At 61.6% G+C, this 21,374-nt stretch carries 14 protein-coding genes and 1 pseudogene; 6 read left to right on the top strand and 9 right to left on the bottom strand.

Annotation, left to right across the window (positions count from 1 at the left end):
* Positions 1–294 precede the first annotated feature (294 nt).
* Positions 295–396: pseudogene (locus IBX22_RS37730) on the bottom strand (IS5/IS1182 family transposase); the annotation flags it as partial.
* 249 nt (positions 397–645) lie between these two features.
* Here IBX22_RS37730 and IBX22_RS33310 point away from each other — a divergent pair.
* The gene (locus tag IBX22_RS33310) at positions 646–1,035 is read left to right on the top strand and encodes a hypothetical protein (RefSeq protein ID WP_194819776.1); all 390 of its coding nucleotides are present in this window, start codon (positions 646–648) and stop codon (positions 1,033–1,035) included.
* A complete protein-coding gene (locus IBX22_RS33305) occupies positions 1,036–1,980 on the top strand; it encodes a hypothetical protein (RefSeq protein ID WP_228539997.1) in 945 nt (314 codons plus the stop codon). It abuts the gene before it with no gap.
* Positions 1,981–2,305: 325 nt separating this feature from the next.
* Here the strand turns inward: IBX22_RS33305 and IBX22_RS33300 are convergent, their stop codons facing one another.
* The 3 genes from IBX22_RS33300 to IBX22_RS33290 form a co-directional block, all read right to left on the bottom strand.
* The gene (locus IBX22_RS33300; RefSeq protein WP_194819774.1) at positions 2,306–2,959 is read right to left on the bottom strand and encodes a hypothetical protein; all 654 of its coding nucleotides are present in this window, start codon (positions 2,957–2,959) and stop codon (positions 2,306–2,308) included.
* A 217-nt stretch (positions 2,960–3,176) separates the two neighbouring features.
* Positions 3,177–4,283 (bottom strand): hypothetical protein, encoded by a 1,107-nt coding sequence (locus tag IBX22_RS33295; RefSeq protein WP_194819773.1) that lies wholly within the window; start codon positions 4,281–4,283, stop codon positions 3,177–3,179.
* The gene (locus tag IBX22_RS33290) at positions 4,280–5,242 is read right to left on the bottom strand and encodes an aldo/keto reductase (RefSeq protein ID WP_194819772.1); all 963 of its coding nucleotides are present in this window, start codon (positions 5,240–5,242) and stop codon (positions 4,280–4,282) included. The genes IBX22_RS33295 and IBX22_RS33290 overlap by 4 nt, the downstream gene beginning before the upstream one ends.
* A 91-nt stretch (positions 5,243–5,333) precedes the next feature.
* Here IBX22_RS33290 and IBX22_RS33285 point away from each other — a divergent pair, with 91 nt between their 5' ends.
* Positions 5,334–5,627, top strand: coding sequence for a hypothetical protein (locus IBX22_RS33285; RefSeq protein WP_194819771.1), 294 nt, complete (start codon positions 5,334–5,336; stop codon positions 5,625–5,627).
* Between the two features lie 125 nt (positions 5,628–5,752).
* Here the strand turns inward: IBX22_RS33285 and IBX22_RS33280 are convergent, their stop codons facing one another.
* Positions 5,753–9,199: an NB-ARC domain-containing protein gene (locus tag IBX22_RS33280; RefSeq protein ID WP_194819770.1), complete on the bottom strand. Its 3,447-nt coding sequence runs from the start codon at positions 9,197–9,199 to the stop codon at positions 5,753–5,755.
* A gap of 1,283 nt (positions 9,200–10,482) precedes the next feature.
* Between IBX22_RS33280 and IBX22_RS38610 the strand changes: the two genes are divergently transcribed.
* Entirely contained in the window at positions 10,483–10,791 is a 309-nt protein-coding gene (locus IBX22_RS38610) for a pentapeptide repeat-containing protein (RefSeq protein ID WP_194819769.1), read from the top strand.
* Between the two features lie 127 nt (positions 10,792–10,918).
* Here IBX22_RS38610 and IBX22_RS33270 read toward each other — a convergent pair whose 3' ends face one another.
* The 4 genes from IBX22_RS33270 to IBX22_RS33255 form a co-directional block, all read right to left on the bottom strand.
* Positions 10,919–14,632, bottom strand: a complete 3,714-nt coding sequence (locus IBX22_RS33270; protein ID WP_194819768.1) for a CHAT domain-containing protein — start codon at positions 14,630–14,632, stop codon at positions 10,919–10,921.
* Between the two features lie 753 nt (positions 14,633–15,385).
* The gene (locus IBX22_RS33265; protein WP_194819767.1) at positions 15,386–15,898 is read right to left on the bottom strand and encodes a hypothetical protein; all 513 of its coding nucleotides are present in this window, start codon (positions 15,896–15,898) and stop codon (positions 15,386–15,388) included.
* A 362-nt stretch (positions 15,899–16,260) separates the two neighbouring features.
* A complete protein-coding gene (locus tag IBX22_RS33260; RefSeq protein ID WP_194819766.1) occupies positions 16,261–17,151 on the bottom strand; it encodes a hypothetical protein in 891 nt (296 codons plus the stop codon).
* A gap of 627 nt (positions 17,152–17,778) precedes the next feature.
* Positions 17,779–18,246 carry a MarR family winged helix-turn-helix transcriptional regulator gene (locus IBX22_RS33255; protein ID WP_194819765.1) on the bottom strand — a complete coding sequence of 156 codons (468 nt, stop codon included), beginning with the start codon at positions 18,244–18,246 and terminating at the stop codon, positions 17,779–17,781.
* 87 nt (positions 18,247–18,333) lie between these two features.
* On the opposite strand from IBX22_RS33255, the gene IBX22_RS33250 reads away from it, so the two are divergent.
* Positions 18,334–19,269 (top strand): NADP-dependent oxidoreductase, encoded by a 936-nt coding sequence (locus IBX22_RS33250; RefSeq protein ID WP_194819764.1) that lies wholly within the window; start codon positions 18,334–18,336, stop codon positions 19,267–19,269.
* A 38-nt stretch (positions 19,270–19,307) separates the two neighbouring features.
* Positions 19,308–21,362: an alpha/beta hydrolase fold domain-containing protein gene (locus IBX22_RS38415; RefSeq protein ID WP_194819763.1), complete on the top strand. Its 2,055-nt coding sequence runs from the start codon at positions 19,308–19,310 to the stop codon at positions 21,360–21,362.
* Positions 21,363–21,374 lie beyond the last annotated feature (12 nt).

The raw sequence follows: 21,374 nt of genomic DNA, 5'->3' as shown, positions 1-21,374 counted from the left end.
GAATCTGAAGTGAATGCATCAGCTGTGACGCGAGGAAGGGCTATCATGTGGGCGACAATCGCCCCGGCAAGCGCGCGGTGTCTCATCGATGCCGATCGACGCCAACGTGATGAGGTGGTCTGAGCGTTAGACTTCCAGTCCGGTTTTACCAACGACGGGCGGTGAAGATTGCACTCGTGAGTCGTTGTTGTATCCGGTGGACGTTCGATCACAGCCGAGCGGGTCGTCGCCGAGCTCGCGCGGGGGTGGTCTACATTCACTGACGGGTGCTGAGGTCCGGAACCGGGGGCGGGTGCCGGAGCGTGCGATCCTGGGATCGATACCGCGAGCGCGAAGCCTTGCCCAGCACTTGTCGTAGTCGGAGCCGCGGTCGGCTAGGAGGTAGCTTGGGCGGCGCTACCTCGACAGTTGCGAGGCGTAATCGGTGTCTGATCCGACCATCGAAGGCCGCGACACCCGACGCCTGACGAGCCGAAAGCGAGCGATTCTACAGGCCCGAAATCGCTGTGTTCGAGCAGCTTTCGGCTCACGACACGCGTCAGGGTCTGCCGCAGTGTAGATTTATCTCGATATGCGACCGCATTTCGGTGTCGTTGAGACTCCATCGAGCGCGGACAACGGATGACGCGGACGGGGAGGCAGGGTGTGGAGCCTGCACAGCGGGAAGCTCTTCGAGTAAGCGCAGGTTTGGCGTACGCGTGCGGAAGCCTCGACGAGATCCGTCGCCTGCTCCGCGATACCGGCGCCGATCCGACGACGCCACTACAGCAGCTACTCATCCGGATGAGATCCCGCGATACGCAGGCGATTTCGTCCGCGCTCGACGCTCTGCATACCGCTCTCCAGCGGGCAGGCGACGCACGCGGAATCTTCGGCAACCTGCGCGGTATGACAGGTGCGGGTCTGCGTCCGATCGAGATCGTGTACCGATGCCCCGAGACGATGTGCACCGGCCGCCGTGACGACGAGGTCGGCAGCCAGAACCCCCTGTGCGCCATCACCGGATGTGAGCTGATCAAAGACATCAAGCGCTGAATGGGCGGCATGTGGAGCGAACTCGGCAAGAAGCTCGCCGAGCGATGGGTGTCCCTGCTGGCACTACCAGGTGCGCTCTATTTGGCGATCACCGCCGCAGCGATCCACCTCGGGCAAGCGCGTGCCCTCGACATCGCCGTCCTGGTCCGCAAGATCGGCGAAACCGCCAAGAATCCGACCGTCTCCACCACGGGCGGCCAAGCTATCGTGCTGTGCGCGATCCTAGTTGGCGCAACGATGGCGGGTCTGCTCGTACAGGCGCTGGCCACGGTGATCGAGCGGATCGTCCTGGCCGCGGAGTGGGAGACCTGGCCGCGTCCGCTGTCGACACTTGCCGCCGACAGAGTCCGTCGTCGCCGCACACTCTGGGACGCCGCGCACGAGCACTACCATCGCACTGATCAACAGGCCATGGCGCCGCATGCCCGCGACCGTCCCACGCTGACCACGCTGGCTCGAGCCGCCCGCGACCGATCCCGCATCGCGGCCGAGCGCCCGCAACGCCCTACTTGGAGCGGCGACCGGATCCACGCCGCAGCCCTGCGCCTCCACCGCGACTATAATTTGGACCTCGCCACCGTCTGGCCCTATACCTGGCTGGTACTACCCGATCGCGCGCGCGAGGAAGTCGTACAGACCCGCTCGAGCCTCACCCGCGCCACCGGTCTCGCTGGCTGGTCACTCCTCTACCTCACCCTCACCCCACGCTGGTGGCCTGCCGCCGTCATCACGATCACACTCGCCGTCGCCGCCCGCCATCGCATCCGTGTCTCGGTGAACACCTACGCCGAAGTCATGGAAGCCACCACCCGTCTCTACGCCACCACCCTGGCCACCGAACTCGGCATCACCCACACCGGTTCACTCACCAAGGAACTCGGCACCGCCCTTACCCAATCGCTACGGTCCTCCCCACCGCACGAGCCAACCCGATCTCAGTCGTGACTGCCAGAAGTCTTATACGGATCAGCCGAACGGTAAACCTCGGGCGATGCGTTGCAAGCAGGTCGAGGAACAACGAAAGCTCGCCGGCCGTGCTGGGAAATCAGTGACGCAACGCGAGAACGGCCGGACACCCAGCGAACCAGATGACGGGGCCCTCCTTTCGAACCACCCGAGGCAGACCCCAGTGCCGTCGAACGGCACGAGAGCCTGCGCTGCAACGGGATCCGCGGACCGCCGCCATCGCGCCGGCTGTTGCCGATATCACCGATCGCGTGGCTCGCCGCCACACGAATCAACGGTTTAGGGCAGCGGAGCCAGGGCTAACCTAATTCTTCCGGCCTCGAATAATGCCGATAACGTACTCAAATGAACTACCGAGGAGGTCTTCACGAGACTTCGTTCCGTCCAATTGCAAGCAATTATCATATTTACGGGTGTGGTAGGCCGCCCGGAGCGCTTCTAAAGTAGCGCTCGATCGCTCCACCGGCGCGATGTCCCCTCCTCGGGCAACGATCCGGGCAGCCGCGACTTTTCCTGGAATATCAAGCAATATCTGACCATGCGGCTCGGGGCAAAATTCGTTAATTTGCTGGAACCATGCATCCGCGATCCCGCGCGTAGAGAAGACTGCACTCGCAGCAAGCATAAAGCGATCACATAAAACAACCTCACCAGTTTCCAGTGCGGGTACTATATCTACCGCTAGATGCAACAGCCTATCTGCAGCGGACAACAACGCCAAGCACTCAGACGGGATAACACCGGCGGACCCTTCGTGGTATCTCTTTACTGGTTCCAATCGACGGTAGAAGTCAGTGGGTTGTCTCGTACAATGGGTAGCGATACCCGCCTCGGACAAGGCTCGCCCGAGCGCCTCAAGCAATGTCGACTTGCCGGACCCGTCGATGCCGCTAATGGCGACAACAGTTCCTGTATCCCAAGCTTCTCGCACCCGATTCCGAAAGGCACTTTTTTGCATAGCCAAATTTTCCTTGTGAGCATGACAGCATGACGAGGAAGCGCCTCACCCGCCGAGTGGCCCACACAATGGGACGACAAACGAGACGACAGACGAACGGTAGCCGCTAACCGTTCCTACGATAAGATCCGGCGGGCTCTATCGGAGCAACCTTGGCGACATCGATGGCATATAGGCCGACTGCTACCAGAGCCTCTCCAACTGTCCGTGAACCACACTAACAATGCCTGACGAAGCCATGGCGGGAATACGACGATACTTGCTCAAATACTTCCACAATCTCACCGGGAGTGTGGTCGGAAATCGCCTCTATAAAGCCCTTCTGTCCAAGCGGAAACGAACGCTGAACCACCTTCGGATTCTGAAATAGAGAATTTCCATTCTCCATTAGATATCTCCCTCCGTTTAAGCAAAAGTAGCCACCTTCATATACCATCTCCGCCGGCTCCGATAGCGTCATCCCCCAGCCATGCGGCACGATCAGCCGTTCCACTCCCCCCGACAATGCAATTGCATTCGCTCCTCCTGCAATCGCTCGGAACATCAGAATATCTTCGCCGACCGTACTGAAGATCGGTACACAATCGCCAGGTTCAAGCACGAAACACCCGATAGCCGCCGAAGTGAAGGTTGGCATATAATAGTGGTGATTGTGAGATTCTCTCACAATGCGATGCAACTTCCCCGTGAGCATCTCCGCGACAAACCGATGTCTTACAATATTGTACCCCTCAAGCATACGTGCCGTCTGGGCAAATAGTTCAGCCTTGCTGCCGACTAAAAGTCTTAAAGGCTTCCCGCTATGTAGAGTACAGACAATATCGTCAGAATACCAGTTACCGCCTTCTGGAAACAGGCCATTATATTGATTCTTAAATTCCTTTTCATTGCTATGGATGATCAGTACGTCATCCCCCGAAGAAGCCCGTGCATGCGTAATGAAGTGATTGCCCCCATTGAAGTTCCACTCATAGCTACTACGCTCATCGATAGAGGCCTTTAGACATCGCAAGGCATGCTCGGAGAACGAGTATTCAGATGCGCCGCTCAGCCAGAAGATTGATGACGTATCAATATTCATTGTAATGTCGATTGGAATTGCCGGAACTCGACATGACCAGTCGACTACGCAGCCCGTGGCAAACCCTCCCGCCAGTCGAATCACGTCGTATGGAATACCGAGGTCCGCTGCAGGGCATATTTGGCAATCTGCTTTGGGGTCGACTCTACGCAACGCAGCGCGCAAGCACACTTCAGTATCCTGCAAATGTTTAACCAACACAGTTTGCGCATGGTCATTTGCTATGATTTCATTTCTCATCATATCGTGTTGAGTATCTCAATTACTTCTTTTGAAAGTGGATTACTTGCTGCTCGAACCCATTCATCGACTTGGCTGCTCCGACGTGCGCCGACAATCGTGGCAGTAACTTCGTCCCGGGCAAGCACCCAGCCAAGGGCTAGATCGATAACAGACTTGCCCTTGTTGGCGCCGACAGATTCCAGCGTGTCGACTAGCGCCAGTCCTCGATCCAGGCTAGCTCCGTTAAACCGACTCGAATTTATCCGCCAGTCCCCTGGAGCAAGATTTTTCGGACTAAACTTTCCAGTTAACAACCCGGATCCGAGCGGGGAATAGCCAAGCACAGCAATCCCTTGCTTCCGACACCATCCAGCCAGGGCGAGAGCTGACTGATCTACGATGCTGATCCGCGGCTGAAACGAGTCCACCGCTCGCACCCGGTCACAACGCTCGATAAACTCTTGGTCGCAATTAGAGACACCAATCCACCGAACCTTGCCTTCGTCTGCAAGATGCGCGAGTTCACCCCATGATTCTTCAATTGGAGTACCGGTGTTCGAATCTGGCCGATGAATTTGATAAAGGTCGATTCGCTCGACCGACAACCGCCTTAAACTGTCTTCGCATTGCTTACGGATCGACTTCGGCCGCAGATCTGAAGTTATTTTACCGCCGGGCCAGGTTCGGCCACACTTGGTGAAAATGAGAGGTCGAGCGCTACCGCCCACGGCATTAAGTGCTTTTCCAACAACTGATTCAGAATGCCCGTGCCCGTAGGCGGGAGCCGTGTCAATCCAATTTACGCCGAGGTCCACCGCCCTCAATATCGCACGGACAGAAACATCATCGTCCACCGGCCCCCATCCATTTTCGTATGGCCCACCGATAGCCCATGCCCCGAATCCAACTCGACTTATTGCTACATCATCGGCGAACAGCGATTTTGGAAGATCATTTGTAGCTCGTTCTGCAGAGTCCATGGGATAAGCGTAACCCCTTGCGGTGCACAGATTCTACAAGTAGCTGAGTTTAGGTTCGCCAATTCCGCCCACAGGGCCCCACATAGGTCAGATGATTTCAACCAAGCGCTCAATTTGTGTGCATAACATCCGAAAACCTACCACTCGGCACGCCGAAGCCACATTAATCCACTGCGATAGCGGCTACGTCTCGATGGCCGAAAGCCTCCGCGATGCGCTTCGAGGCTGCAGCGTCGGGATTCTGCCTGCGATCAGCCGACAGCAAGCATTATGGCAGGCGAGTTGGCGCGATTGTCAATACAGCGACCTGAGGGTTTCAACCATTAAGGCCGAAATTCTGGCAGACCAGCCGGTTTTAGAAGCGAAGCTCGGCGGATGGAGCTGATATGCAGACATGAATTATGCAGACGTGAATTCTGTAGTTGGGGCGAGCCTTTTCCTTTGCCGGGGTCCAAGCACGCGGTGCGGATCCGGCCATTGAGAACCTATTGGTTGTCGCCAAAAATTCGGTTACTCGCCGAACTCGAGCTTAAAGACATACACGCCGCCAGCGCCACCTGCGACCAAGATGAGCTGACCGCCCTTAATGGTCCAGCAACATTTCTGCAGCGGATATCCGGCCCGGATTCCGCAAATCTGGCGCCCTGTCTGGACTTCCCACACCCCCAGAAAAGCATCGTCATCACAGCCAGCTATAAACCTCCCGTCAGGGGAGAAAGAGCATCCGGTAGTGCGCCCTTGTCCGATTTTAATTAGCGATACAAGGCTGTAGTCCCTCATGTTCCACAACGCTGCGTAGCCACTGGGTTCACCCGCAGTAACAGCAAACTTTCCATCCGGCGAGAAGTCGCAAACCCAGACTTTCGTGTCGGCTCCCGCCGATAGCTCGCGTATAAGAGCCCCCGAAGACCCATCCCAAATTCGGAATATTCCATCGTCTCCTACTGAGCCGAGGATGGCTCGATCGGGAGCGAACGCGCAGTTCAGGACATGCCCATTATGGCTATGGAGGACATGCACCAAATCCGTCGAGTCGAGCTCGTGTACCATGATCCGGCCGTCTTCTCCAGCCGATGCCACCAGATTTCCCATCGCCGCGATTGCTACTCCCCATACTCGGCCGGAATGTCTGGTGAAGCTACGCTTGAGTGCCATCGTGCGGGGGTCCCACAAGTGAACGTTTCCGTCGGACCCTCCGCTCAGCACGCCCTCCACGTGTGCTACGCAGCAGAGTACGCGGCCTGAGTGGGCATCTATTGACATCGTGGGCGTCGGATTTTCGAGATCGAAGACACTCAATTTTCCATCTCTCCCGCCGGCGACGAATCTAGATCCATCTGAGGTGAAGCTGACGCAGCCTACTGCGTCCCGTGGGGCCTCTACAACTGCTTCCAAAACTAACGCCGACATATCCCAGATACGCAGAGTTCCATCTCCACTACAAGTCACTAGGCGCGAATCGTCGACCTGAAAGGCGCATCCGCCCACCCAATCGGTGTGCCCGACAAAGGTGTGTATAAGTTTGCCGCTGACGACTTCCCACAAACAGACCCGTCTGTCTTCGGATACGCTGACAAGATACATACCATCATGCGAGAAGGTACAAGCACGCACACGATCTGTGTGAGTCTCTAAAGTCCTCAGGACAGAACCGGAATGAGCTTCCACCAGCTTTACAGTGCCGTCGCTACTAGCAGTCGCGATCAGACGGCCAGCCGGGTCGTAGGTACACCATCGTATTCTGTCAGAGTGCACTGCAATTTCTCCAGCAAAGTCGCCGGTGGTTGAATTCCATTGTCTAACAATGCCGTCCTCCCCACACGTCGTCAGTATTTCTTGGTCGGGTGAAAAGCAGCAATCCCACTCGTATTTGCTGTCACTGTAGACGCTAAATACCGCCTTGCCAGTGGCGGCGTTCCAGACCGATACTTGTCCATCGTCTGCTACAGCTGCCACTCTCAACCCGTCCCTTGACCAACTACAACCGAGGATGCGATTAGAGGAATTTCCAAGTGTCTGCAGCAGCGCCCCGTCAAGGACACTCCATACGCGGAGCGTTCCATCCATACTTGCGGACAGGAGGTAGTTGCCATCCGGCGAGAATGAGCAGGCCCGCGCTCGTTGCCTATGACCACGAAGGAGATGCCGAACCGTTCTCGTTTCGAAATCCCAAATAATTACTTGTCGGTCGTCCGATGCCGTCGCAAGCATCGTTCCATCGGGCGAGATCGCGCAGTCGCCAATTGGGCCCATGTGCCCTGTAGAATGATTTGTTGAAACATCGGGGACTGGCCACATTGCCTGCAAATTTGGTTTTGGTAGAGTCTGAACGCGCGCCCGGGCCAGAGCCTCGACGCCTTCAATACATAGCAACCTGCTAATCAATGTCGCACCGACGGAGTTGTCTGCCGAATATACGTGTGCGTCGTTTTCCAAAATGCTCGCGAGCAGTGATGCACTCTCGGTTTCAACTTCGCGAAGTGTAGCGACGGTTGGTGCGACTGAACCCAAGCACACTATCTGCTTCTCAACCCAGCGAAGATCCGTAGCGAGGGTCGCAAGCTCCTTGATCATGTCGGCCTGCGCTAAGTGATACCCAAGGTGTTCCAGCGCGTACTTGTATTTGCTCGGGATACTCCACCACTCCTGCCCTATGGCGAGAGCCTTGATTCCGGCTATCAAAAAGGCGTGGCGATTAGCCATAACGTCAGCCGGTAGGCGTTGACGTAAATATGATCTCAAGATGTCGTGGACGGCAAGGGCCGGCTGACCTTCCGCCCAGCGCTCGGATACGAGGCGCAACGCCGATAGCTTCGACCATAGTTGCGTACTTTCATCATGACTCAAACCGCCCGCACTCTGCCATAGAGCCAATACAATATAGCTGGGTACGTATACATCTTCGCGAAAAATAGCAAGATCTAGATAACGTTCACGCTCAAAATGGCTAAGGAAATCAATGCTGGTACTAAGAACCTTCGCTAAAGTCCGGTTGAGGCTATTGGGCGCAGCAGAATCGAGGGCGAAAGGCCCATCATCCTCTACCAACTGCAGAATCCAGTCCACAACCTCGCTCGGCGGCCCGCCTGCCTTAATGTGTTCCTTCAGGGAGGCATTCATCAGCCCGAGTAGGACCGGCCACCCTTTTGCCGATTGGATAATTTTGTCGATTGAGCTCGCACCGACCATTGGCAGCCCCTCGGAAGCGGTTGCGCGGGCCTCCTCTTCCGACATCGGACCGATCTCCACGATCGCTGCTGTCTTCGGAGCCAAGCCCTTATTCCTGGTGGTAAATAGCCTTGAGGTGTTTGGAGCCCCTAAGAGAAATGGTCGGATTTGTTCCTCTACCCAAACATCATCTAGGACAATCAAAGTTGGGCTCCGGCCGCCCAGTGCCTCGCCGAGCGCGGCGGCAGCCATGGTCGGGTCCGCCGTAGTCGGGCGGTGATGAGTTAAGTACTCGCAAAGGTCGCCTATATGATCGGCGAGTGCCGCGCCGTACCGATCCTGGCCGAGGGAGGTCCAGATTATTCCTCCGGGATATCGGCGGCGAATGCTCTCGTCAGCACACATTTGAGCAGCCAACGTCGTCTTCCCGACCCCCCCTGCCCCTTCGAGAAATACGATTGTGGAATTGTCTTTGAGAAGTTGATCTTCGATCGAGGCTCTCAGAGCGACTCGGTCGGCGATATGACCCAGAGGCGGAGGAGCCAGGTCCCGGGCGTAGGTGGAGTGCACCGTCGGACTGTTGCCTACTACGAGTTTCTCGATATAGGTAGCTTGACTTCCCTCCCCAATCGCATTGCCGGCGACATTGCCTCCGGCCGCGAGAGATCCTTTACGCTCAGCAGAAACTCGGCTTGGTGCGTACGGGATGGTCTTGGTTAAGTCGACTACTCGGGCCGCAGGCTGCTTGGCAGTGCTCCCATGATGGTCGCGCTGCCTGGACCAAATCATCGTTCGCTTCCCTCACCTATCGCGTTGTCCGCAACATTGCCACCCGCGGCGATGGCTTCCCAACCCTCAGCTGAAATATCGGCACCGGAGGCCTGCGGCGTCACCGGGTGCACTGAAGGCAACACTCCCTTAATCAATGAGTCTCGCCCGATAGCGTTGCCTCTTACATCTCCACCCGCAGCGACGGATCGGCCTCCGGACGCGCGAACCGAGTGGGTACTCGTCTTGCTTGCCACCAGTGTCGCGACAGATACAGCGAGTCCTAGGGCCGCAGCGCATGCACCTACAACGCTCGCTGTATGGTCGGCGAACTCCAAATTGAGAAGAGCTGCGGCTACGAGCCCGGCGACCACAATCAGGCACGCAACAGCCACACACCACGCCAGCTTTCGACCATCCGTGCTCGACATTGGTCTGTCTCCTCACTGCCAAGGTTCTGTTCGGGTGATACCGGCTCGTAGCGTCGTGGAATGTCGGCCGCGGTAGTTGCTTCCACTGCTGGCAGGATCTCCGACCGGCCCTCGGCTGGATCCGCCATAGCCCCCGACCGTCGCTGGGTGCGCGATTGCAGTGTCCAAGTCCACCCCAGAGCTCCGCCCGCCACGCTGTCTTCCGGCACGCATCTGGCACCCATCAACTCTTGCCCTGTGCAGGTAGCGTCCTCCACGCCACTTCTCCGCTAATCGCGCAATTGTCTCCTATCTGCGGAGCCGCCGGTAGCGAAAACAAGAGCAGACCAGAAGGTTTGGGGATTGTTAGGGGATCTGAAGAAGGTCCGTGCCGACACCGCAATCGACACCAGATGCCAAGGGCACGTCCCTCCAAGGATTGTCGGCACGATCTGACATCGACGCTCCACTGCAGGGTGCCATTTTCGCGGTTCAGTAGCCGACATGTGCTCCCAGCCATCCAACATCGGCTCGGCATTGGTGACTGTCAGTTCTGGCGGCGGCGAGTGACCTTCAGCAAGAGCGCCGACCACACGGGTCGCCGCGGTGGCGGCGCCCAGAGCATCCGCCCGAGCCTGGCTGCAGCGTTCCACGCCCCGCCCGTGGATGTGGGAGCCCTGTCCAGAGTGTGCAAGCGCCCCCCAGAGACCCGGGATCGAATATTGTTGCGTGGCTCAAACTCAGGTCCTATGTCTTGCTGCATTTCCTGATCCCCATCGTTGATCGTTTTATCGATGGTGGCGGCGATATCGAGCGAGTGCTCCCGAGTAGTGCTGCGCCTACCGTCGGCGTTGGCCGTGGGATAACGGGCTCTACTGCCCACCGCCGCAGTGTTTGCTTCTTGGCGCGGTCATCTGTGCGGGGCGTCGCAGCCGGGCAAACCTCTTCCGTGCGGATCTGTCCGACGCCCGCTTGCAGCGTGCCATCCTGGATCACGCGAAACTTGGCGGCGCGAAGCTGAAAGACGCGAAACTGCATGTCGCGTCACTGGTTGGTGCCGAGTTGGCCGACTACGACACCCTCTACGAGGATCTCGATTTCACTGACGGGCGTACGTCGCCGGACGCTGTCCGCCCATGCTGTGCGCCACCAGAATCAATCGGCGCGCTCCCGTCCCGAGGTACCCTTTTCGCTGAAACATAGCTCGCTATATTGATCCATTGTCAGCCTGCTGACCTGTCCACAGCTACTACAAGACGCAGTGATCGGGTGTGATCAAACCGGATACCGAGTCGTTCCGGTTTGCTGGCTGGGGTGTGTGCGATCGGGGTCACGCGCCGCAATGGAGGTAGGCGGCCCAGAGGGAGGGCGTGACCGGGAGTTGGTCGCGGACGGCTCGCATGGTGTCGTGGAGCGCCCGGGCAGCGTGGCGTGTGTTCATGGTGGCGTGGGGGTTCAGCGTGGTGTAGAAGGTGTCGGCGATGTCGGCGGCGATGTGATCGTTGATGGCCCAGAGGGTGCCGATGACGTGGGGGTAGCCGGCGAGTTGGAATGCTGTGGTGAGGTGAATGGATTCATCGAGGAGCCGGGTGTGGCGGGTGAGGGCAGTTTCGCAGGCTGAGAGGTAGGCCAGTCGGACGTGGTCGAGGTGCAGGGGGGCGAGTGCGGCGACGTTGAGGGGATCGCTGGTGTGGTCGTGTAAAAGCAGGCGGCTGTGGGAGGGGTCAGTGGGGTCGCTAAGGCCGTGGCAGGCGAAATGCGCGATCGCATGTGTGGGCAACAGTTCCAGGACCGTGGCTGTCGTGGGCGCGCTTCCATCGGCAGGGTGATCGGCGGGGCCGGGTTCGGTGAGGATGAGCGCGCCGGGCAGGTGGGCGGCTACTCTGCGAGCTTCAACGGACACATAGTCCAGGTTCTGGCCAGGGAGGTCGGGAGTGGTCGGCATCGCCACGACCAACGCACGCCGTGTGGTGGCGGGGTCTCCGGCAGGTGGGTCGCGGCGGGCGTGACGGAGGGCAGTGATGGTGGGAGTGTAGGACGACACGACCCGGTCCAACGCCGTTCGCATCGTGGGTCGGGATCCGGGAGCGTGGTAGCCGGCGGCATGGACGGGGAGAAGGCCCAGGACTCCGCCAGGAATCCACCACACCCGCGGCCATGACATGCCTGGTGCCGGTCCGCCGTGGTAGCCGAGTGCATTCAGGACGGGGCCGGTGGCGTTGTCCCACAACCATTCCAAGACCCGGTTCAACTGTTGTTGGGCTGCGCTCCGCTCGGCGAAGGTCGTGTCCGGGCTATTAGTGATGGTGAGGGCGTCGTGGAAGGTGTTCACCTGGTCAGTGACCGTGTCCAGGGCCAAGTCGGGCAGTGGCAGGGCGGTGATGCCCGCGGTGGTGAGTAGCAGAGCGTCGCTGCGGTATTGGCTGATGTTGAACACCACGACTGGTCCGTGTGCAGCTTGAGTAAGCAACTGCTCACGCGAGGGTGGCAACCCGAAGGATGCGAACCCGTCCGCCGCACGGATACGGGCCAGCAGGTCGTCGAACTCGCGGGCGAGCCGATGCCGATCTCGCCCGTTAGGCTCGACAGCGGACGACATGTCGGCGTTGTCGTCAAGTGTGGTGGCAGCGACGGCGTCGGGGGTGCGATCGAGTTGGTCGCGCAGCCGGATGAATCGGTCGGCCAATTCGGGGTGGTGACGGGTAAGTTCGGTGAGGTCACTACGGACATGCATTGCCTGGCTGAGCAGCACCGCACGGCCAGCTTCCAGCAACTGCAATGCCGCGCCTGCCCGTTGGTCGACAGGTGTTGAGGGGTCGCCCAGTGCCAGGGCGGCAGCGTCGGCGGCCAGCCCTGCGTATCCACCGAGGGCGTACTGCTGATCGGTCCGCTGCAACTGGCGCGGAGCTACCTGCGGCAATAACCGCACTGCCGCAGCCAGCAGTCGGGCCGCACGTGCAGGTTCCCGCGACGCCACCAGTCGACCGGCGTCGCGCCCAGCCCGAATCCGAACCGACGCACCCGCCACAGCCAGATTCGACGCCTGCTCAAATACCTCGACCGCCTTGTCCAGATCCTCCCGCATCCCTAGACGCTGGAACCGAGTCCTCAGGGCTACTCCGAGATTGGACAGGTTCCCGCCCCGGTCGGGATGGTCGGTGGCGGTCGCGCCCACAGCGTCGCGCACTGCTTGCACGCCCTCGTCCAAGTCCTCGAGCGCGCCTACACGCTCGAACCTGGCAAGCAGGGCCGCCCCGAGATTGGACAGATATCCGGCCCGGTCAGGGTGGTCTGTAGGGGTGACAGCCACCGCACCACGCCCCACCTGCACGGCCTCGTCCAAATCTTGGAGCGCACCCGCACGCCGGTACCTGATCTGCAGGGCTGCCCCGAGGTTGGACAGGTATCCGGCCCGGTCGGGGTGGTCGGCGGGCGTGGCGGCCACCGCATCACGCCCCACCTGCACGGCCTCGTCCAAATCCTCGCGCGCGTCCACACGCTTGAACCTGACAAGCAAAGATGCCCCGAGGAGGGACGAAAGCCTGGCTCGGTCGGTGTGGTGGATCGGGGTCGCAGCTACTGCGTCGCGTATTGCTTGCACGGCCTCGTCCGCATCCTCGAGTGCGCCCACACGCTGGTACCTGGTCTGCAGTGCATTTCCCAGGCTGGACAGGAAGTTCGCTCGGAGTGGGTGGTCGGTTGGGGTGGCGGCCACCGCATCACGCCCCACCTGCACGGCCTCGTCCAAATCCTCGAGCGTCCCCGCCCGCTGGAAACGAGTCTGGAGGGTAATCCCAAGGCTGGACAAGTGCGTCGCCCAGTCGGGGTGGTCGGATGCGGTCGCGGCTACTGCATAGCGCATTGTTCGAGTGGCCTCATTGATATCTTCCAGTGCTCCCGAACGCTCGATCCGAGCCCGGAGGGCGTGTCCGAGGTTGGACAGGCGCCTCGCTCGGGAGGGATGGTCGATGGGAGTGGCGGCCACCGCATCACGCCCCACCTCCACGGCCTCGTCCAAATCCTCAAGCGCATCCACACGCTCGAACCTGGTAAGCAGGGATGTCCCGAGGTTGGACAGATACCCTGCCCGGTCGGGGTGGTCGGCGGGCGTGGCGGCCACCGCATCACGCCCCACCTCCACGGCCTCGTCCAAATCCTCAAGCGCGCCTACACGCTCACACCTGGTCTGCAGGGCTCCCCCGAGGTTGGACAGGAACCAGGCTCGGGCGGGGTGGTCGGCGGGCGTGGCGGCCACCGCAACACGCCCAATCCGCACAGCCTCGTCTAGATCCTTCTGCATCCCCGTACGCCGGAATCGAGCCTGCAGGAAGTTCCCGAGGTTGGACAGATACCCGCCCCGGTCGGGGTGGTCGGCGGGGATGGCGGCCACGGCATCACGCCCGACCTGCACGGCCTCGTCCAAATCTTCGAGCGCGCCTGTGCGCTCGGCCCTGGTCTGCAGCGCTCCTCCGAGGTTGGCCAAATGCCCTGCTCGAGCGGGATGGCCAGCCGGGGTCGCTACCAGGATTCGCCGAAACCCTTGCACTGCAGCGCTGACGGCGTCCACGTCGGTTGAGTTGAGTGCGTGCTGTAGCAGCCCGACCACGATAGGACTCGCCTGCTCGGCGAGAATGGGCAACAACGGCGCGGGCAGCGGCTCGGCTCCGGCGAGGAAACACGCGGTTAGCATCTCCACCGCGGCGTGCAGGTCTGGCCCGTTCCGGCCTTCAGGTAAGGCCAGGTAGCGGTACCAGTGCAGCCAACCCAGCAGCCACAGCCCTCCGACATCCGCGCCATCGTCGTCATGTATCAAGGCGAACAGCTCTTGCGCTTGCCTCGCGGCCTCCGGATGCAGGACCGCCTCCCGGTCACCCGATTCTGCCCGCTGCAGCCAGCCCTCGATCGCTACCTGCAGCGCCGCGATCTGCGTGTTCTGCCGGTCAGCCGACTCGTCCGCCGCCATCGCGCATTCCCGATCTCCTCGACTCGGCCGCCGCATGCGCACCAGCCTAGAGACCTTCATGCCCAGCCGCCCCGGAATCACGGCGCCCACTCAATAGGTTCAGAGCAACACTGGATTCTCGCGATGACTCGGGATGTGGTGTCTGACGACCAAAAACGGCGTTGTCCGATCCTGCGATCGATGAGGTGTGGTGGCAGTGCGGGCAAAGCGGTGAAAGTGCTGGCTGGCGGGATGCATCGGCATCCATCCGCAGTGCGTGACCAGCTCAAGCGCTACCACATCGACGGACCGGCGTTGTGCGGCCGAGTTTGGCTGAGCGCGAAGAGATCTCGTGCGGGTTAGCCGCTGGCTCGACCTTGATCCAGGCCGACCTCGTGCCGACCGCTTGAGAGGTTCCCATGACGAAGATCCCAGCGAACCCAAATCGGTTGTGCCCCAGTGGTACGAACCCGCAGCACTACAGTGCGTTCGCGAAAGCATCTCGCTTCTGGTCCGGGCCAGGCGGTTCACGGTTTTGCCCTGGCTCGGCACAAGGAGTATCGCTGCGGCTCGGGGCGGTCCCGACGCCCCACCTATTCGCATACGCCGCCAATAGCGGCTTGATATCGTGGCATCGCAATCCTAGTATTCGATGTGATCGAACACCCTTCGTCAGCGAATTCGCCGACTCGATGCGATCGAGTCCCCTTCTGCGCCCAAACTCTTGTCACCGCTGCCACACAGCAAGGTGCAAGAGCGCGGACCCTATGGGCAACGATCGCGCCCTCCCCGCTAACCGAAAGCCTCGGGCGACCGCGGCCGCTCAGCTTGGATCAGATGACAACGCAGGGTGGTTCAGGTCGGACCACGCAGTGACCAACGAGCAGTCCAGTCCGCGAGCGAGATCGGCGGTGTCAAATCGCCCGCGACCCCGAGGTCCAATCTCGCTTGCTTGTAGAACTCGTAACGTGCTTCGACCGCGGCGTCGTACAGTGCCTCGAAATGCGATTGCCCTCCGGTGAAGTCAGGGGCGAGTACTGTTCCGAGGCGCCAGACCGACGATTGCCACTCGCGACCAGCATCAACTACGCGCGATGAGCCGATCAGCTGTACGACCGCGAAGCGCTCGATGCGTGTGTGCTCGACGCCGGCCGCCAAGGCAATCAGATCGGAAAGCTCCGGCATGCCCACGTTGGGCCGATCGCGCACACCCTTCGCGTTCGCGATCTTCAGGTAGAGGATCGCTTCCGCCTTCACCGACGACGCGTAATCCGCATACGCCGCCTGGCGACGCTCATCCCACCGAACCGCTTGAGTTCGATTCCAACGCACCCGCTCAGCCACGAATCCGCCGGTGAACGTGAGCATCCCACCGACCAGAACCCCGACCAACGGCAAATACTGAGACACCACGTGGCTTCTCCCCACCCGGGAGCCGGAATCGAGACGATCTGTCCCGAGACTCACACGCTCCCAACCACATGATCCCAAAGAGTGCGACGAGGGGTGGCTCCGTTGGTGAATCGCCCGCTTCCGGACGAGCGGACAGCGCATTTCCGGACGTCGGTCTCAGAGGCATCGAGACCCAAATCATGGAGCGTGCCGATGAACGGCATCCGTAGGACACGCGCAGATGATCGCTGTCCTAGTGGTCGACGTCTATCCCGGTGTCGGGACTGGGCCCCACCGACGACAGTCAATAGACGCAGTGAGTAGGAGGCGGCCGAATGTCAATCGTCGCTCTTCTCCTTCCCCGGACCGGATGGCCAGCACTTGGTCTCAAGCTCCTCAAGTACATACTGGAGACGCTCGGCCGTGGTTGACTCGCGCCCCAGGCGCCCTCGGAGAACTGCGGGCGCTTCCATGAATCCGATCATCATCACCTGCATCTCGTAGGTGCGCGAATGTGCACTATCGAATTCGTCGCGATGCGCTAAAGGCACGTAATCGTCGAGGGATTCCATCGCCACTCCGCGCAGCAGTTCGATGGCTCGCAGTACTCGACGGCCATGCTCGAACATCTCCATGAATCCGATATCTCCGTAGAACGGCAGCAGATCGTTCAGCGGATCTGGGCCACGAACGGGTACCGTTTGTCCCGGGGTCACGTGGAGTGATTCACTGTGAGCGTTGTAGTCAATTGGCTCGAAATCATCGTGGGCGAACGGCTCCACCCCAAGGCTTTGTAGCCGTGTGCGAACCTTCACCGGCCAATACTTGGTCCGCCTCAAACTCGCGTCGGATTCGAGCCATTCATCTAGATTTTCTGGACTCGCCGCGAAGTCCAGCAACAGGCACTCGATCTCCATCACATCGCGCATCGCATCTGACGCGACTGCCTGGTAGCCGGAAAGCGTGGCTTCCAGCGCAGTCTGGTAATCCGATCTCACGCGCCCGACAAGGAACGCCGCGCCCGCTATCGCAGGCGTTTCACCGTATGCCTTCTCTGCGGCCTCAAGGTAGGAGAAGAGTTGCTCAAGACCGCGAAGGCGTTTCCCCTCAAGGTAGCCCGCGAGCCGCTCGGAGCGCCGTCGCTCCGCCAAGATCAGAGCATGCGCGAGGGACGGCTTTGACTCCTTCAACAAGCAGAGCATTTCGGAGTACTCCGGTTTATCTGCCACAGCGGAAACCTAACCCTGTAGCGGATCCAGGGTTCTGAACTGCGGAAACGACCGCGTTTCCTGCGTTCCCGTGAGCGGTCCCCACTCGGCATATGGTGCGCTCGGGGACTACGTGGGCCAGCCGAATCGCATCCTGAAATCGGTGCGGGCTCGGGCGGTTCTCGGTTCTGCCGTGTGCAGCAGAATCGCGAGCGCTGCGACTCGTGGGATATCCGCTGGTAGCGGCTTGATATCGCCACATGGGATACCTACTGTTCGATGTGATCGAACACGCACCGTCAGCGAATTCGCCGGTTTGAGGGGTTCAAGTCCCCTCTCGCGCACACAAAACCGCAGCATTTTTTGCTACGTCGCACCGCGCCGCCCTTTCCAGCACTGCTGCACGGGCCGCCTCCACCTCCATGTCGCCCGAAGTCGTAACCGCGACCGCGCGGTCGAGCAATTCCCACTGCACGGCCAGGCGTGTAAGCCATGCGGTGCAGTCGGGTTCGCAGTCGTTCGACGGATTCGGCAGGGGTGCCTGGCTTCGTAATTTCATAGTCATGACATCGACATTCACCACAAGCCCCGGATCAGCTTTCGATGCTGGTCAGGACGGCAGCCGAAGTAGTGGCCAGGGACTATTACTCAGCGCTTGGCGGAACGCGGAGGGCGGCGGCGCATGTGTAGCCGGACTTTGTCCAGGATTCGGGTGAGTTCTGCGCGGTCGCCCGCATCGAGTGGGTCGAGCAGGACGTCACGGACAACGTCGATGTGGCCCGGCAAGACTCGCGCGAGTAGCTCGCGCCCTTGAACGCTGAGCGCGAGGACGGTGGTCCTGTCATCCCCCGGCGCGGGTGATCGGGTGAGCAGCCCGGCGGCTTCGAGCTTCTGCGCCTGATAGGTGAGACCGCTGCGACTGTGCACGAGGCGGTCGGCGACGGTGGTCATGGTCTGGGTGCCATCCGCGGACTCGGCCAGGACGGCCAGGATCTGGAACTGCACGAAGCTGAGCCCGCCCGTGTCGCGGAGTTGCTGCTCGACACCGTGCTGCACCAGGGATCCGACCTCGAGCAAGGCGAAATAGGCGTCGAACTCGGCCGGCGGCTGGGACATGACGCAACCATACCATTCGCTTCGAATTTGAAGTAACTGACGATCGCTGATACGCTTCGAATTCGAAGCATCTTCTAGGAGGCAGCCATGCACGCCATTCGTTTCACCACTTACGGAGACCCGACGGTCCTCGAACTCGCGGAGATCCCGGAGCCGACGCCAGGACCGGGCGAGGCCCTCATCCGCGTCGCGGCCACGACCTTCAACCCGGTCGACGCCACCCTGCGGGCCGGCTATCTCCAGCGGCAATTCCCGCTGGACCTGCCGCACATTCCAGGTATCGACGTCAGCGGCGTCGTCACCGCAGTCGGGGCGGGCGTCGACCGTTCGCTCGTAGGCACCACGGTGCTGGCGTTTCTGCCGATGAACGCCGCGGGAGCCGCCGCCGACTATGTCGCCGCCCCGGCGAACCTGCTCGCGCTCGCCCCGACCTCGGTCGCGCTGGTCGATGCCGCCGCGCTGCCCTCGGCAGGGCTGACCGCGTGGCAGGCACTGGTCGAGCACGCGAGCGTGCATTCGGGCGCACGCGTACTGGTCAACGGAGCCGGCGGCGGCGTCGGCGGATTCGTGGTCGGTCTCGCCAAACACCTCGGCGCGTACGTCCTCGCGACGGCCGGCCCGCGCAGCCGCGACGCGGTTCGCGCGGCGGGCGCCGACGAGATCATCGACTACACCCGCACCCCGGTCACCGAGGCGGTGCCCGAGCCCGTCGACGTCGTGATCAATCTGGTTCGCAACTCCGCCACCGAGCTGGTCGCCCTGCGTGACCGCATCGCGGACGGTGGCGTGCTGGTCTCCACCACGACTCCGGCGGAGCCCGATGCCGACCGGAAAGTCCGCGCCGCCAACGTCTTCGCACGCAGCGACGCCCAGCAGCTCACCCACCTGGCGGCGCTGGTGGACGGCGGCGCGCTGCGCCTGGACATCAGCGAGCGCTACCTACTCGCCGACCTGCCCCGGGTGCACGAGCTCGGTGCGCGCGGGGCGCTACGCGGCAAGACCGTCATCCAGATCAACGCCTGAACCTCAACCCGCACAACCTCTTTCAGGAGCACACAATCATGAACGACCAGATCCTCTGGACACCTGCACAGCTGGGCAGCATCACCCTGCCGCACCGCCTCGCGATGGCGCCGATGACGCGCAGTCGCGCCGCCGCCGACGGCAGTGTCACCGAGCTGACCGCGACCTACTACCAGCAGCGGTCCGGGTTCTCGATGCTCATCAGCGAGGGCACCCAGCCTTCTCCCGACGGGCAGGGCTATCTCAACACTCCCGGCATCCATGAACCCGCACACGTCGATGCCTGGAAATCAGTCGCCGCCGCGGTCCACGAAGCCGGCGCCTCGTTTGTCATCCAGCTGATGCACGTCGGCCGAGTCTCCCATCCCGCCAACACTCCCCATGGCCGGCTGCCGGTCGCGCCGTCGCCGATCGCGGCCGACGCGATGATGTTCACCGCCACCGGGCCACAACCCATGGCCCAGCCGGTGGCACTCGACGAGGACGCCATAGCGCGCACCGTCGAGGAGTTCCGTGCGGCGGCGGCCATGGCCATCGACGCGGGAGCCGACGGAGTCGAGATCCACGGCGCCAATGGCTATTTGCTGCACCAGTTCCTCAGCGCGAACGCCAACCAGCGCACGGACCGCTACGGCGGTTCCATCACCGGCCGCGCGCGTTTCCCCCTCGAAGTCGCCGCGGCCGTGGCCGCCGAAATCGGCGCCGCCCGCACCGGATTCCGGATCTCCCCGGCCAACCCGTTCAACGACATCACCGAAACCGACACCCACGCGCTCTACACCCACCTCACCGCCGAACTGGCCGATCTCGACCTCGCCTATCTGCACCTGGTGCACGCCGGAGACGAACAGCTCCTGCGGACGATCCGGGGGATCTGGCCGGAGCGCCTGGTGGTGAACCGCGCCGGTGCCGATCTCGACGCACGCATCGCCGACCTCGACAACGGCACAGCCGACGTCATCGCCGTTGGTGCCGCCGCCTTGGCCAATCCCGACCTGCCCGCGCGGGTCCGCGCCGGCGCCGCACTCAACGAACCCGACCCGGCCACCTTCTACGGCGGTGATCACCGCGGCTACACCGACTACCCCGCTCTCGACGACTGGCCGCCCGAGCTATCACCGCTGCTACCCCGAGGACCTGACATGATCACCACCCCGCCATTCGATCCCGAACTCGCCGATGCGCTCGCCGTGAGTCCGATCCCGCACACGATCACCGCCGAGATGATCCCGCTGCTACGGTCGGCGCCGTTCACTCCGCCGCTCGATGACCTCATCGGCGGGCGGCCGATCAGCTACGACGAGATCGAACTCGACGGCCCCGGCGGCCCGCTGCCGGTCACCGTGCTGCGGCCGGCCCGGGCCGTGCCCGCGGCCCCGGCGATGCTGTACCTGCACGGTGGCGGCATGATCATCGGCGACCGTTTCACCGGCATCGCTCCCGTGCTCGACTGGGTCGACGAGTTCGGGCTGGTCGCAGTCACACTCGACTACCGACTCGCTCCCGAGCACCCGGCCCCCGCCGCTGTCGAGGACGCGTTCTTCACCCTGGCCTGGCTCGCGGACCAGCATCGCGCGCTGAGGATCGACCCCGCTCGAATCTTGGTCGCGGGCACCTCCGCGGGTGCTGGGATCGCCGCCAGTACCGTGCTGCGCGCCCGGGACGCCGGTGGCCCAACGATTTTCGGGCAGTTGCTGATGAGTCCGATGCTCGACGATCGCGACAACACCCTCTCGGCCGCGCAATACGCCGAATCCGGCTCGTGGACCGGGATCAGCAACAGCACGGGGTGGTCGGCGCTGCTCGGTGACCGCCGCGGCGGCGCAGACCTCTCCAGCGATGAAGCGGCCGCTCGGGCCGGCGACTTGTCCGGTCTCCCGAGCACCTTCATCGATGTCGGGTCGGCCGAGATCTTCCGCGACGAGGACACCACCTTCGCGCACCGCCTCTGGGCTGCCGGCATAGACGCCGAACTGCACGTCTGGGCGGGTGGGTTCCATATCTTCGACGGCATCGCCCCCACCGCGAAAGTCTCACAGGCGACCGTCGAGGCCCGCCGAAGCTGGCTGGCACGCATGCTCAGCAGGTCCTGACGCACAGCGATA

This window comes from Nocardia sp. XZ_19_385 (assembly GCF_015355755.1).
GTDB lineage: Bacteria > Actinomycetota > Actinomycetes > Mycobacteriales > Mycobacteriaceae > Nocardia.
This window is presented reverse-complemented; position numbering and strand designations above follow the sequence as displayed.

Coding starts and splice junctions, on each gene's coding strand:
- IBX22_RS33250 (WP_194819764.1), top strand. CDS start 18,334: ATGCACGCCATTCGTTTCACCACTTACGGAGACCCGACGGTCCTCGAA.
- IBX22_RS33305 (WP_228539997.1), top strand. CDS start 1,036: ATGGGCGGCATGTGGAGCGAACTCGGCAAGAAGCTCGCCGAGCGATGG.
- IBX22_RS38415 (WP_194819763.1), top strand. CDS start 19,308: ATGAACGACCAGATCCTCTGGACACCTGCACAGCTGGGCAGCATCACC.
- IBX22_RS33290 (WP_194819772.1), bottom strand. CDS start 5,242: ATGGACTCTGCAGAACGAGCTACAAATGATCTTCCAAAATCGCTGTTC.
- IBX22_RS33255 (WP_194819765.1), bottom strand. CDS start 18,246: ATGTCCCAGCCGCCGGCCGAGTTCGACGCCTATTTCGCCTTGCTCGAG.
- IBX22_RS33295 (WP_194819773.1), bottom strand. CDS start 4,283: ATGATGAGAAATGAAATCATAGCAAATGACCATGCGCAAACTGTGTTG.
- IBX22_RS33265 (WP_194819767.1), bottom strand. CDS start 15,898: ATGCTCACGTTCACCGGCGGATTCGTGGCTGAGCGGGTGCGTTGGAAT.
- IBX22_RS33285 (WP_194819771.1), top strand. CDS start 5,334: ATGATTTCAACCAAGCGCTCAATTTGTGTGCATAACATCCGAAAACCT.
- IBX22_RS33300 (WP_194819774.1), bottom strand. CDS start 2,959: ATGCAAAAAAGTGCCTTTCGGAATCGGGTGCGAGAAGCTTGGGATACA.
- IBX22_RS33280 (WP_194819770.1), bottom strand. CDS start 9,199: ATGATTTGGTCCAGGCAGCGCGACCATCATGGGAGCACTGCCAAGCAG.